The sequence below is a fragment of the Streptomyces sp. NPDC059373 genome (assembly GCF_042751495.1).
In the GTDB taxonomy this organism is placed as follows: domain Bacteria; phylum Actinomycetota; class Actinomycetes; order Streptomycetales; family Streptomycetaceae; genus Actinacidiphila.
In genome coordinates this window covers 363,699-376,736 of the sequence record NZ_JBHYXC010000003.1, presented here as the reverse complement: position 1 = coordinate 376,736, position 13,038 = coordinate 363,699, and the positions used below count along the sequence as shown (strand labels likewise).

Genomic DNA, 13,038 nt, shown 5'->3' with positions numbered 1-13,038 from the left:
GCCGCGTTGGGTCCCTCGTTCGGGTGATCATCGCGCCGCCGACGGGCCCCACCCGCCGCGTCGGCGCCGGGCGGGCGGCGGGGTGTGACGCAGGCTGCTGACCAGCGCCCCCGTCCCCGAGGTGGTACGTCAACGTGGTCGAGCTCCTCCCGCTGCTCACCGCTGTGCTCGGCTCCGTCGCCACTGCCGTCCTCGCCCGCTCGGCGTTGCGGCACTGGTGGGCGGAACGGGCCGGCCGGCCGTACGAGCTTCCGGTGGCGTACGCCGGGACGGTGCTGCGTGCGACCGGGGCGGCGGTGGCGGCTGGTGTGGCGGCAGGGGCGATCTGCTGGGGGCCGGGCGTGGGCTCGGGCGTCGGCTCGGGCGTCAGCCTGGGCGGCGGCTCGGGCGGCGCGTCGGGGGGCGCACGCCCGGCGCACATTGTGGCCGGGCCCGCTCCTGCGCGAGACCCCGCACCTCCTGTGCGCCCCCGGCGGAACGCCGCCCCCGACCCCGACCCCGGCCCGCCCCGCACCGTCGCGCACCCCGCGGGCGGCGCCCTGCAGCGGTTCGCCGACGGCACCCGGGTCTGGCTGCCGCCGCAGTACGACTACCCGAGCGCCGCCGGCCTCGACTTCCCGTACGTCGTGGCCTACATGGCGCAGGACGACGCCCCCGGTCTGCTCGGCGCCTTCGACGCCCACGTCCGCCGCGGCCTGGCCGACCCCTTCGTCGTCGTCCTGCCCGCCCGCTGCGGCGCCAGGGTCCCGGACGCCGTCACCGACCGCTACCGCCTTGCCCCGGTCCGCAGCGCCCGCGCCCTGCTCGGCCTCGGCGACCAGGCGCCCTGCGCCGTACGCGAAGCCCTCACCCACCCCGACCGCTACCAGGCGGCCGCCGGGGTCTCGGGAACGTACGACGACATGGCGCTGCCCCGCCGCAGCACCACCGACTTCCTCCTCGCCACGCCCTCCGGCGAAGAGGCCCACGCCGACGCCGCGCTGCGCCTGCGCGACGAGATGGGGGACCTCACCGAGGTACGCATCCTTGACGGCATCACCCCGCGTCGCCGCCTGCTCGGCCTCGTCGCGGGCTATTTCACCGAGAAGCTCGACGGACCCGAATCACCCATACGAGGGTGGCGGAGGACGGTTCCGCCCCACCAGGGCGGATACGCTCCCAAACACCCGACGGGAGGAACCGAGGCACCTTGATGGACACCCCGCGCCTGCTCCGCACCTCCGGCACCGTCATCGCGGTCGCCGGGCTGCTGCTCACCGCCTGCACCACCGGGAGCGAGGGCCACAGCGCCGCCGCCTCCTCGCCCTCATCGCTGAGCGCGCTGCCCTCGTCCGACGCGTCGGACTCCGTCGCGCTCAAGCCGTACTACGGGCAGAAGCTGAAGTGGCGCGACTGCGGCACGGCCGACTTCCAGTGCTCGACCATGAAGGTCCCGCTGGACTACGCCGCGCCCTCCGCCGCCACCGACCTCAAGCTCGCCGTCGCCCGCAAGAAGGCCACCGGCCCCGGCTCCCGCCTCGGCTCCCTCCTGGTCAACCCCGGCGGCCCCGGCGGCTCCGCCATCGACTACCTGCAGTACGCGGCCCTCGGCTATCCGGCGCCCGTCACCTCCCGTTACGACATGGCCGCCGTCGACCCGCGCGGCGTCGCCCGCAGCGAGCCCGTGAAGTGCCTGTCCGACAAGGAAATGGACGCCTTCACCGCCACCGACGTCACCCCGGACACCACCGCCGAGCAGAACGCCCTCGTCCAGGCCGACAAGAAGTTCGCCGCCGGTTGCCAGCAGCGCTCCGGCCGGCTCCTCAAGCACGTCAGCACCGTCGAGTCCGCCCGTGACATGGACATCTTCCGGGCGCTGCTGGGCGACAAGAAGCTCACGTACGTCGGCAAGTCCTACGGCACCCTCCTCGGTGCCACGTACGCGGGCCTCTTCCCGTCCCGCGTCGGCCGCCTGGTCCTCGACGGTGCCGTCGACCCCTCCGTATCCGCCCTGGAGAGCAGCCGCGCCCAGGCCGGCGGCTTCGAGACCGCCTTCAGCGCCTTCGCCAAGGACTGCGTCCGCCGCGCCACCTGCCCGCTCGGCACCACCAGCGCCGACGACGCCGGCAAGCGCCTCGACGCCTTCTTCAAGGACCTTGACGCCAAACCCCTCCCCACCGGCACCAGCCGCAAGCTCACCGAGGCCCTCGGCACGACCGGCGTCATCTCGGCCATGTACGACCAGGAAATGTGGCCCACGCTGCGCAACGCCCTCACCAAGGCCGAGAAGAAGGGTGACGGCAGCGGCCTCCTCAGCCTCTCCGACTCCTACTACGAGCGCTCGTCCAACGGCCGCTACTCGAACCTCATGTACGCCAACGCCGCCGTGAACTGCCTCGACCTTCCCCCCGCCCTCTCCGGCCCCGGCGACGTCGACCGCGCCCTCCCCTCCTTCACCCGGAGCTCCCCGCACTTCGGCGCCAACCTCGCCTGGTCCAGCCTCATCTGCGGCTACTGGCCCGTCGCTCCCAGCGGCACCGCCCACCGCATCACCGCCAGCGGCGCCGCCCCCATCCTCGTCGTCGGCACGACCCGCGACCCGGCCACGCCGTACGCCTGGGCCCAGTCGCTGGCCGAGCAGCTCGACTCCGGCACGCTCCTGACGTACGACGGCGACGGCCACACCGCGTACGGGCGGGGCAGCGACTGCATCGACACCGCCGTCAACCGCTACTTGCTGGAGGGTGCCGTGCCTGCCGACGGCAAGAAGTGCTGACCGGCTTCGTCCTCTGACGCCGCAACCGCGACCTCTTGCTGCGGCCGCCGGACGACCAGGTAGACGGCCCCGCTCCCCAGCACCACCCCGGTGCCGAGGAGCGCGGCCCACACCTGGTACCAGGGCGCGCCGGGCGGCGCGAGCAGGACGCGCGGCCAGCAGACGTTGACCAGCTCGAAGCCCGCCCACAGCACCGCCAGCACATTGAGGACGGTGCCCTTGTCGCCGTTACGTCCCTGCCAGGTGCCCCGCAGCCGTGCGATCAGCGCGGCCAGCGGCGTGAGGAAGAACGGCAGGAAGGTCGCCGCCGTACCGAAGGCGATGAGCGCGCCGATCGCGGTCGCGTTCATCCCCAGCAGCAGCGCGCTCGCGCTCACCAGCGTCGACGCGACCAGCCCGCCGATCGGCGCCTGCCGCCCGTTGACCTTCCTGACCTGCCGCGAGAACGGGAACGCGCCGTCCCGGGCCAGCGAGTACAGGCCCCGCGCCGCGCCGCCCTGCGAGGCCATCGCGCAGGCCAGGAACCCGACCAGCACCACGCCCACGAACGGCTTGTCCGACCACGACCCGAAGGCCGTCGTCACCGCCGTCGTCACCGGATCGACGTCCTTGCCCGCCACCACGTCCGCCGGGTGCGGATGCGCCAGCGCCACCGCCATCGCGTTGAGGATCACCACGACCCCCACGCTCAGCAACGCCCACCACATCGCCCTCGGCACCTGCCGCCCCGCGTCCTTCGTCTCCTCCGCAGTCGACACGCACGCGTCGAACCCGATGAACGCCCACCCCGCCACGGCCACCACCGCCAGGAACGCCTGCACCGTCGAGCCGCCCGACAGCTGCTCCGCCCCCAGCGTGTGCGTGAACAGCGAGAACGGATGCTCCCGGAAGAACAGCAGCAACGACAGCCCCACCAGCACCGACGCCACCGCCTCCGCCGCGATCCCCAGCGACACGAACGCCCGCAGGATCGTGATCCCGTACGCGTTCACCAGCGCGCACACCAGTACGATCCCGAACGCCATGGCGACCATCGCCCCGGGCGTCGGCGTCGCCCCGAAGAACGCGAAGACCCACGGTGCCGCCAGATACGCGACCGTCGTGTTGCCGAACATCACCGCGAACTGCCACACCCAGCCGCTCATCCACCCGTACGCCGGCCCGATCAGCCTCCGCCCCCACTGATACGGGCCTCCGGCCAGCGGCCACTGCGACGCCAGCTCCGCGTACACGTACACCGCCGGCTTCACCCCCCGCCGCCCCGACGACCCCGCCCTCGCCGACGCCCTCGAACACTCCGCCCTCCTCGGTCCCACCCCCTCCTCCCTCGACGACCGCGGCTTCGAACTCGCCCTCACCCTCCTCCTCGACGCCCTCACCGCCCGCCTCTCCGCCGCCCCACAACCCCCTCCCCCTGGTCAGAGGCACCCTCCGGGACTGTGTAGACTTGGCCGCGCTGCTGACGCCACTCTGGCTACGCGCAGTTTGCCGCCTTAGCTCAGTTGGCCAGAGCAACGCACTCGTAATGCGTAGGTCTCGGGTTCGAATCCCGAAGGCGGCTCCCCAAAGGCCCAGGTCAAACCCCCGTTGACCTGGGTCTTTTTCCTTTTCTTTACGCTTTGTGGGCGGGCGGCGGAGACCGGCCGAGGGCCGCCGGAGGCAAGGGGTGGCCAAGGGGTGGCCATTTGGGTCGAGGCGGTGCAGCGCTGGCAGCACGGGGTGGCCAAAGGGTGGTCGAGCAGCCGTCGCCGGGGAGGCCTGCGGAAGGGCCATGCGCGCTGTCGCGGCCGTGATTCGGGGCAGCTGTTCGCTGGTGCCGCCGTTGTGGGCACTCGACAAGAGCCCGCGCTTTGGGGGAGCGGCCGGTTACCTCTTACGCTGGGCCATGTGTCGGATGTGAAGAGCACCGTGAAGTTCAAGGCGTTGGTAACGGAGACGACCGCCGTGCTGCTGACGCGCGGCCTGGAAGTGGAGCCCGTGGCAGTGCGGGACGTCGTCGCGTACATGGTCGACGTGCTCGCCCAGCAGACAGGGATGGACGCCGAGGAGGCGGTCCACCTGGTCACGTCGGAGACGGTGGCGGACGCGATCGCCAAAGCCTCGGACCAGACCCTCGAAGGCGCGGAGGCGGTTCACGCCGTGCGTCCGGTCCGGGTCGATGCCCGCACCGTTTCGGCGGCGGTCCGTGTCCTGGGGCGCTTGGTCATGGCTGCGGCGCAGGCCGGCAAGTACGCGAGCCTGAACGGCGACGGCCGCACCGCGGCGCAGGCGATGGATCTGGCGACGGAACTCGGAGCGGCCCTCGCGGCCGACCGCGCTGGCGAGGAGACCGGGATCCCTGTCGGACTGCTGGACGAGCTGGCGCAACTGGTCGAGTCCGTGGCGGAGAGGGTCGAGTCCGAGGGCTGGAGCATTTGCCCCTGCGGGGAGCAGCACGAGCAGGATGAGGTGGACGACAAGGTGGCGGGCGTCATGCGCGGAGACGCAGCCCTTGCCCGTGAACTGCATACCCAAGCGGACCGGTAGCGCGTTCACGCCCACGGTCGAAACCTCAACGAGGGGTCAGGCTTGGGCTTGGCAGTATCTGCCCGCTGTCGGTGACGTGGGTCCTACCGTTGTCGCAGCAGCGGTCAGGCAGGGGAGACAGGTATGGCGGTATAAGCGTCAGTCGAGACTCAGGTGCGTGGCCACGTTCTTGTACAGGGCGGCAACCTCCGGCGGTGTTCCGTGGGGGTAGCGGGTAGCGAAGAGAGCGCCCACCCGCGGCTTGCTGGTGGTGTCCCTTTGGGCCTGGTCGAAGATCTGGGGGTCCAGGCGTCGCAGGTACGCCTCCAGTTCGCCGGCCTTGCTGCCATCGTCGCCGAACTGGTCGGCGAGGGTGAACACGCCTGCGGACTTCCAGTAGTTGGTCCAGGCGGTGAAGTCGTTCGCGTCGTCGGGCGGGTTTGGGGGTCGAAGTCGCTGCTTGGCAAGTTGTTTGGCGAGTGCGCTGTTGTCGCGCAGGGCTGGCCCGTCGGCGATGACCGCCCAGGGGATGCCGAAGGCGGTGAGGTAGTTGATGTAGCCGCCGAAGTTGTTCTGGCCTCCGACGTCCAGCAGCGGGACATTGGCCGCCTCCGGCCCTAGCTGGGTGGCTGTGTTCCACCATTGGCCCAGGGCGCCGGTCTCCGACGCGCCCTCGCAGAGGATCACGGCGCGAGCGAAGAGCAGGGCCCTGGTGTCAGCGGCTGCTAGGTTCTGGATCCAGCCGGCCAGGTGTGAAGCGGTCGATGCCGAGGTGCGCCGGACAGTAGTCGCTCCGTCTGTCCCCGGGGCTAGGCGAACGATGCGCTTGAGGTCGGCCGGCGTGGCCACCGAGACCAGGTCCGCGCTGTGGGTGATCAGGAGAGCTTGTACGTCACGCAGGGCGGCTGTGGCGATACGTCGCTGCATGGTCGGATGCATCTGGACCGCCGGTTCGTCCAGGACGATGATGCGGCCGGGCCCACCAGCGGTCAGGACCGCCAGCAGGACGGCCTCCTGCAGTCCTGCACCGCTGAACTCAGCACGACGTTCACCGTGGCCGGTGTCGATCACGACATCGATGGCCATTCCGTCGGTCTCGGGAGATGCCTGGACTTCGAGGCGCGCCCCGGTGATGGTGTGAAACATCTTCTGGGCTCTGCGGAAGCCCTCGCGCTGATCACGCGCACCGTTCTTCAGCCTGTACAACTCGGCCGAGACGCGGCTGCCGTCGCTCAGATCGAGGGCGCCCCTCAGTTCATCGAGGGAGAAGTGCCGGCGCGCCGGCAGCCGCCGATTGACGGTCACCGATACGCCCGCGGCCCAGATCTTCCCGAGCACGGCGAGGAAGGGTACGGAATGCCGCTCGGTCAGCTGGACCGCCTGGGCGAGCGCGGTCATGGAGACGGGCCGTGGGCAGGACGCGTCGTTGAGCGTGGGCACGCTGAACGCGACCGGCTGCTCAAGCCCGTCCAGGAAGGCTGGGAATTCGACAAGTTCAGGCGCGGGATCTTCGGTCACCTGCTCCATGGCTACGGTCTTCCAGCCCTGGGCGACTCCGGGGCGGAGCTGCTCTGCCCAGGGGCCCTCCAGCTGGACGTGGAAGGTGTCCTCGCCGTAGTTGAACTCCCAGGCGCAGGACCAGCCAGTGTGCCGGCGGGAGTCGAAGTCCAACCGGAGTGTGCCGTGGAATAGCGCGGTCACTTTGTCGGTGGTGATGCTGGTCTCGGCGGCATGCTCCAATGCTTCGGTGCTGGGGCCCATCCCGTCGTGTTTCAGGGCGGCGACGCTGATGTACGAGGCCTTCACGAAGTCGGTGACCAGGTCCTGTTCCCATTGCTGGTCCAGTTCGAAGGAGACCGTCAACGTGAAGGCGGGGGCCCCGTGGTGGCCGGCCTGCTCGTACAGAAAGAGCAGATCGCGCTGCTCCGGATCGAGGTGGCGGCCCAGGAACGCGGATACAACACTGAGTACCTGGCACAGGTTCGACTTGCCCGCAGCGTTGGGGCCAGTGACCACGGTCAGGCCCTGCCCCATGTCCATGCTCAGCTCGGCGAAGGACAAGAAGCCTTGTGCCGTGATCCTGCTGATCCTCACCCTGCGCCCCGCCCGTCCAGTTGCTGCTGGCGACGATCCTTCCAGAATCTGCGGCGTCCCGCCGCCAGCGCGCGGACCTTGGTCCGGGGCAGTCCGCACCCCTGCAGACCGTGGCAGCAGTTCGAAACGGCATCACCGGACCCGATTCTATGAGACAACGACCAGGATCCGTGCGTTAGGAACCAATCTGAGACGGGACAGCAGACTCTACGAGTTCAACCTGAGTAGCCAGCGGGGCGCACGATGTCCGAGTACCTCTTGAGTACTTGCGGATTGCGTCGAAGTCGTTGCTCGATCTCAACCCTGCCCCACCACCCGGTGAAGTAGGGGCCCCTCCGCTGTACTTCATCGAGGAGGTCGATCACAGCCACTGCGGGCTGGCTGGATGTAGCAAGGAAATAACCCTCGGCGTGGTACATGAATATGGTGTCCAGGATTCCGCCACCCAGGTCGGATCGGCCGACGCTACGCTTGCGCGCCTTGCTCTGAATGATGATCCGTCGCTCCCTGGCGGGAGAGTCGCCCTTGGTGATCGCCTCACCAGGCACAGGTGGTGTGACCCATGAGACGACCAGGTCGCGGCCACCATCGCCTTGCTGCGAGGGTCCGACGGCTCGTACTTCTCGGACGCCCGGTTCCCACTCAAACAGATCTTGGATCAGTCGTTCGAACCTGCTGCCGTCGACCTCTTCCGCCCATGTGAACTCACTGGGGGGAAAAAGCCGTTCTTGTTCGAGCCGGTTGCGTTCCAGGACTAGGGAGCGTTCGCGGGTGAAGCCCGCCACGCCGGTATCGTGGCGCAGTAGGATGGCCCGGTAGTCCTTGGCGAAGATGACGCCGTTTTCGAGGGGAATGACGGTGGCTTCGGCTGCAGGGCTGCTGCTATTGGCAAGGGCGCCGCCCTGCTCGAAGATCCGGTCCGCGATCTGCAGCGCGTCTCGGGGGACGAAGTTGTTCAAGTCCTTCCCGGTGTAGAGGAATCCGTTGATCCCGGCGATCTCCTCAATGGGCTTGGTTTTGAGAAACTCCAGGAGGTCGACGAGTTCTTCGGACTCAACAACGGCGATGGATCCGTCAGCGGTGCGGTAGTAGAACCAGCCAGCACTGAGCCGTTGCGTGTAGATATCCTCCGGCGACGATTGGTCGCCCAGGAGGCTGGCCAGACTACCTGCCCACTCGTCTACCTCCGAGCTTTCCGCGTCGTAGTCATACATCGATTCTGGCACCGACTCGGGATGCCAGAATGTCGTCTTCGAATGGGCTATCTGCTCAAATAGGGCGAGGTGGCCGATCATGTCCCCGGCGACGCCTAGACCCACGTCGTCCGACGTCAGAAGGTAGCCCGTTGACTGCTCCGGAATCAGGTAGCGGCCGTAGAGCTCAGCGGAGATCATGGTGGCCGGGTGCTCAATGTCGATCAACAAGGTAGAAGCAATACCCAGCCAGCGCAGGAAACTAGCTGCCAACCATGAGCACACGTCATGTAGATCGGTACGATCGCCGTCGAAGATCGGCAGAGCGCGGCATTGCAGGGCCATGAAGACATCGTCGCTGGGAGACTTTTCAAAGATGAGCGACAGGGGCGAGCACGGCAGACGTACGCGGAGCCGCCCGTTCATCTCCTGGAGTTGGAATCCGGCCTCTTCATCCACGAGCTCTTTGATCTTGTCCAGCACCCAGCCCCCGCCTCTCGCCTAGACGCCCCCGCCCTCGGCAGTGCCCTGATGGGGTCGAGGCCGGTGTCGATCTTACGGGCGACCGCTGACAATCTGCGTTCGACTGCGCCCTACCTCCTTGCAGCGGCTGTCATTTGGAGCATCCTCCAGGACAGACCCTGTGCGGGGAGCCTCGATCATTGGCGTGCTGAGGGCTCCCCGCACGGTGTGCGTTATGCGGTGTGCTCTTGGTCGGTTCCTTCCCCCGACGTGCGTTCTGGCGTGCTGGGCTTGCGCATGGCGGGGAGCTTGGCCCGAGCCTCCTTGCTGGACTTGCCTCGACCGCGGGGTACCAGCTTGATGACGGCCTCGGCGGCGGCGCGGGCGAGGTCGTCGAGGACGGCCTGGTAAATGTCGCGGGTGATACGGGTGTCGCTGTGGCCGAGGGTGTCGGAGACGACCTTGATGTCGATCCCGGCCGCGAGCATCAGCGTGGCGGCACCGTGGCGGAGGTCGTGCAGGCGGACGGGCGGCAGGCCGGCGGCGGTCACCAGGCGCTCGAATAGGTCGGAGACCTTACCGGGGTGGAGCCAGGATCCGTCCTCCTGGGTGAAGATCCGCCCCGTGAGCTTCCAGCCGTCCCCGGCCTCGCGCCGTTCCTTGTCCTGCTGGCGTTTGTGCTCTCGCGTGTACTGGACGGACTCGCCGTCCAGGGCGACGAGGCGGATACCCGAATTGGTCTTCGGCGTACCCTCGATGATCTCCCAGCCGTCCTGGATGAGCTGGGTGGCCACCGACAGCGACGCGCTCCCGAGATCCAGGTCCATCCAGCGGAGTCCGCATGCTTCACCGCGTCGCAGGCCTCGGAACGCGATCAGATGCCACAGCAGGTACAGGCGGCTGCCGGAGATGAAGTCCAGGAAGCGGCCAGTCTGCTCGGGTGTCCAGACCATCACCGGTGAGGGTTTCTCTCCGGTGGCCAGCCAGTGGTCTACCCGCTCGTTGGTCCATACCAGTGCCTTGGGTTTGGCTCCAGGTTCCAGTTCGACGTGCTCTGCGGGGTTGAAGTTGGCCATCTCCTGCTGCGCGATGGCGACATTCAGGGCTGCACGCAAGGTGGCCTTGATGTGCATCTGGGTGCTGGCACCGGTGACTCGGCGGAATGGCGGCATCTCAGCGATCGACGCCTGGAGCCACTTGCGGCGGGCACGGTTCTCGGAGCCTTTCCACGGGATGGTCTTGAGCAGCTCGATGGCGGACCGCCGCTGGGTGTTCTGCTCCACGGTCTCGATATTCGTCTCGTTGATCGTGTCGAACATCTTGTCCAGATGGTGCACGCGGAGCTTGTCGAGACGTATCTCGCCCAGGTGGGGCTTGAGGTGGAGGCGTACGTCAAGTTCGTATCGTTTGAGGCCAGTCACGCGAAGGCGCTTGCGTCCCGCGAGCCAGATGTCGAGCCATTCGCCGACGGTCATCTTGGAGTTGAGGCTCTGGCCGACAGCGAAGCGGCGACGGGTCTCGTCGTAGTCCGGCAGGGGCTCCTTGGTCTTGGCGCAGACTTCGAGCAGGTCGCCGATGGCCATCTGCCCGGCCTGGTCGTCCTCCTCCGGTATCGACATGAGTGCGCTGACCTTGTTCAGCTCCTCCGTGGCAGCCGTCGAGGTCTCGAACCCTGACCGGCGGAAGCGCCGACGCCTTCCGTGCTCGCCAGGTACCAGCTCCTGCATGACACTCCAGGAGCCGTGCCGCTTGTTGGCGCGTTTCGGGCATGCCGTGCCGTACGGATTGCCGGTCTCGGGGTTGCGGCAGGAGCACCGGCGTGTGGTGGTTCCGTTCACTCATCGTCCTTGGAAATGGTCTCTGGCTGGTCAACGAAAGCAAGGCCAGCGGGGAGGGCCGGGGGCACCAACCCCCGATCGCGCATGCCTTCTCGGTATGAACGCAGCTCCCGGCAGTCGTCGAAAGCGAGCTGTTCATAGCCGGCGGCGGTCTCCAAGAGATCCGCGCGGCGGCCCGGGTCGAGCGTGGTGCTCGCCTTCCGTCGTCTGTCTTTGGCCATGGACGTCGAGACCGCAGCGGCTGCCACCGCGTCGCTGTGGGCCCGGAAGGTGTCCAGCAGCTCGCGGGGGCTGCCCGTGGTGGCAGCCGTCTCTGCGGGCGTCTCGCCAGCGAACCAGGCCACTCCATCCCACGTGGAGACCGTCCGCCCCGGCAGGACGTCCACGGTCGGCGTCATATCGAGCGGGAACAGGAGGTTGATCGGCGGGACGCCAAGCACCTCGGCGAGCACCAGGAACTCGGCGAGGTCTACCGAGTGCCGCCGCCCGTTCTCCAAATTGGTGATCGTCGTACCAGGAACCGCCAGCCCGAGCTCGGCGCAGCGCTGGGCCACCTGGGCAACGGTGAGGCCGGCCTCCCTGCGGAACCGTCTTAGCTGCTCGGCCACTCGCGCCGTGAGCTGCTTCGGCCAATCGTCAGTGTTCATGAGTGCACAGTACAGCCTGAAAAAATGTTGCTGCAACATTTGTGATAGGCCTTACCTCGCCAGGACCTGCCCACGCGATCGGAGTGCATCATGGCTACACCTAAGAGCAGTCGTACGGGAGCGGTGACGCAGGCACTGACGCGTGATGAATTGCTGGCCCTTCCTGCTGTGATCGACCTCGACACTGCCAATCGCGCTTTGGCCCTCGGTCGCAGCACGGGCTATGCCCTCGCCAAGCGCGGGCAGTACCCGGTCAAGGTTCTGCGGTTCGGTAACGCCTACCGAGTCCCTACGGCGGATCTGCTCCGCGTGCTTGGGATGACCGCGCCAGAGGTCCCCGAGGATCGCGAGCCGCCCAGGGCGAACGCCCACAAGCTGTGCGCCTGATGGCGCTGCTGGCGCGGAGGGCGTAAGAGAGCCCTGCCCCGAGCTGCCGCTCCGATCCCTTCAACTCACTGCGGTCATGGCGGACAACTAGCGCGCACCTTGAGGCGGTGACCGCCGGTTGCACCGTGGGCGACGTCTACGTGGCGCATGCCGAGCACGCCGGGTTCCGGCGGGAGGAGAGAGTTCAGGGAAGTGGATCACCGTACGGAGGCTGGCTTTCCCGTGCCCAACCACGGCGCAGAGGAAGGCTGTCATCTCGGAGGGCTGCGCGCTGCACGAGGATCCACTGCTCCAGGTCCTCGACGCTCTCCTGGAGAGGGCGGTCGGTGGTGTCGAGGACCTGGGCCTGCCACCGGGGGTCCTCGGAGGGCCAGGACAACCAGCGGTGCCAAGCCATGTCAGGTGCGCTGTTCGCGGTAATGACATCGGGGCGAAAGCGGGGATCGTGCGCGTGCCCTCTGTGCCAGGCTGCCCAGTTGTTGAGGGTTTCCGTCTCGGACGACGACCAGCGGCTCGGGTCGCGGTGGCCGAGCCGACGGCGCCGCTCGGCGTCGGCCACGTCGACCAGACACAGTGCGATCCCATCAAGCAGGGGCGCCGACGGAGCGGCCAAGACCTCACCGAGTGGAGCCTGGCCGGTCAACAGCAGATCGATGCCATCGGCTTGGTAGTCCAGGGCGCGGCGGATCCACACCTCTGTGTTGTGGTTCCGCCAATGCGGGGACGGAATGGGCGGAACCCCGCTCTCGTCGGTGTCGTGGACAGCGAGGCAGTCGAATCGCTCGGCGACGGCGAACGCGAGGGTGGACTTGCCTGAGCAGTGCGACCCAGTCAGCATCAACAGCATCCGCGAAGGCTGTCAGGCAGCCATGAAGATCGCCAGCGATTTAGAGATCGCTGCTGTCCGCCCAGATCGCCGTGAACCACCCCGCGAGACGGAGGAGCCCGCCCCAGCGGAAAACCGCGGGTGCACGCCGACAGCAGTGAGGCCAGCGCCGCTTGCATGTTGTCATCGATCACCATGCTGATCACCGTGCCCGACCGATCACGAGTAGCTTCCGCTGATTACTCAGGCCCGGACAGATCGTCCGCGTCTCGGTGCCTTGCTTCCCTCACGCTGGGCAGAGCAACGCAGGGATCGTCCGGGTCCCCGGCCC

General features: G+C 68.0%; 10 protein-coding genes and 1 tRNA gene. 5 read left to right on the top strand and 6 right to left on the bottom strand.

Features of this window, described 5'->3' with window-relative positions:
* Positions 1–134: 134 nt before the first annotated feature.
* On the top strand, positions 135–1,193 hold the full coding sequence (locus ACFXJ5_RS09615; RefSeq protein WP_384629247.1) for a hypothetical protein: 1,059 nt from the start codon (positions 135–137) through the stop codon (positions 1,191–1,193).
* Complete coding sequence (locus ACFXJ5_RS09610) at positions 1,193–2,755, top strand: alpha/beta hydrolase (RefSeq protein WP_384629244.1); 1,563 nt, start codon at positions 1,193–1,195, stop codon at positions 2,753–2,755. Before ACFXJ5_RS09615 ends, ACFXJ5_RS09610 begins: the two co-directional genes overlap by 1 nt.
* On the opposite strand, the gene ACFXJ5_RS09605 is transcribed toward ACFXJ5_RS09610, so the two are convergent.
* Positions 2,710–4,005 (bottom strand): APC family permease, encoded by a 1,296-nt coding sequence (locus ACFXJ5_RS09605; RefSeq protein WP_384629241.1) that lies wholly within the window; start codon positions 4,003–4,005, stop codon positions 2,710–2,712. The genes ACFXJ5_RS09610 and ACFXJ5_RS09605 overlap by 46 nt on opposite strands.
* 237 nt (positions 4,006–4,242) lie before the next feature.
* On the opposite strand from ACFXJ5_RS09605, the gene ACFXJ5_RS09600 reads away from it, so the two are divergent.
* Positions 4,243–4,316: transfer RNA gene (locus ACFXJ5_RS09600), tRNA-Thr, on the top strand.
* A 326-nt stretch (positions 4,317–4,642) separates the two neighbouring features.
* A complete protein-coding gene (locus tag ACFXJ5_RS09595; protein ID WP_384629237.1) occupies positions 4,643–5,281 on the top strand; it encodes a hypothetical protein in 639 nt (212 codons plus the stop codon).
* Positions 5,282–5,419: 138 nt separating this feature from the next.
* Here the strand turns inward: ACFXJ5_RS09595 and ACFXJ5_RS09590 are convergent, their stop codons facing one another.
* The 4 genes from ACFXJ5_RS09590 to ACFXJ5_RS09575 all read right to left on the bottom strand — a co-directional run bounded on the left by ACFXJ5_RS09590 (position 5,420) and on the right by ACFXJ5_RS09575 (position 11,494).
* A complete protein-coding gene (locus ACFXJ5_RS09590; protein WP_384629234.1) occupies positions 5,420–7,354 on the bottom strand; it encodes a TOPRIM nucleotidyl transferase/hydrolase domain-containing protein in 1,935 nt (644 codons plus the stop codon).
* A gap of 215 nt (positions 7,355–7,569) precedes the next feature.
* A complete protein-coding gene (locus tag ACFXJ5_RS09585; protein WP_384629231.1) occupies positions 7,570–9,030 on the bottom strand; it encodes a restriction endonuclease in 1,461 nt (486 codons plus the stop codon).
* 212 nt (positions 9,031–9,242) lie between these two features.
* Positions 9,243–10,847, bottom strand: coding sequence for a tyrosine-type recombinase/integrase (locus tag ACFXJ5_RS09580; RefSeq protein WP_384629228.1), 1,605 nt, complete (start codon positions 10,845–10,847; stop codon positions 9,243–9,245).
* Positions 10,844–11,494 carry a helix-turn-helix domain-containing protein gene (locus ACFXJ5_RS09575; protein WP_384629225.1) on the bottom strand — a complete coding sequence of 217 codons (651 nt, stop codon included), beginning with the start codon at positions 11,492–11,494 and terminating at the stop codon, positions 10,844–10,846. Before ACFXJ5_RS09575 ends, ACFXJ5_RS09580 begins: the two co-directional genes overlap by 4 nt.
* Before the next feature lie 90 nt (positions 11,495–11,584).
* Here ACFXJ5_RS09575 and ACFXJ5_RS09570 point away from each other — a divergent pair, with 90 nt between their 5' ends.
* The gene (locus tag ACFXJ5_RS09570; RefSeq protein WP_384629222.1) at positions 11,585–11,881 is read left to right on the top strand and encodes a hypothetical protein; all 297 of its coding nucleotides are present in this window, start codon (positions 11,585–11,587) and stop codon (positions 11,879–11,881) included.
* 184 nt (positions 11,882–12,065) lie between these two features.
* Here the strand turns inward: ACFXJ5_RS09570 and ACFXJ5_RS09565 are convergent, their stop codons facing one another.
* Entirely contained in the window at positions 12,066–12,728 is a 663-nt protein-coding gene (locus ACFXJ5_RS09565) for a hypothetical protein (RefSeq protein WP_384629220.1), read from the bottom strand.
* Between the last annotated feature and the right edge of the window lie 310 nt (positions 12,729–13,038).

What these genes read in the sequence shown, in the direction of transcription:
- ACFXJ5_RS09565 (WP_384629220.1), bottom strand. Translation starts at nt 12,728, where the DNA reads ATGCTGTTGATGCTGACTGGGTCGCACTGCTCAGGCAAGTCCACCCTC.
- ACFXJ5_RS09570 (WP_384629222.1), top strand. Translation starts at nt 11,585, where the DNA reads ATGGCTACACCTAAGAGCAGTCGTACGGGAGCGGTGACGCAGGCACTG.
- ACFXJ5_RS09575 (WP_384629225.1), bottom strand. Translation starts at nt 11,494, where the DNA reads ATGAACACTGACGATTGGCCGAAGCAGCTCACGGCGCGAGTGGCCGAG.
- ACFXJ5_RS09610 (WP_384629244.1), top strand. Translation starts at nt 1,193, where the DNA reads ATGGACACCCCGCGCCTGCTCCGCACCTCCGGCACCGTCATCGCGGTC.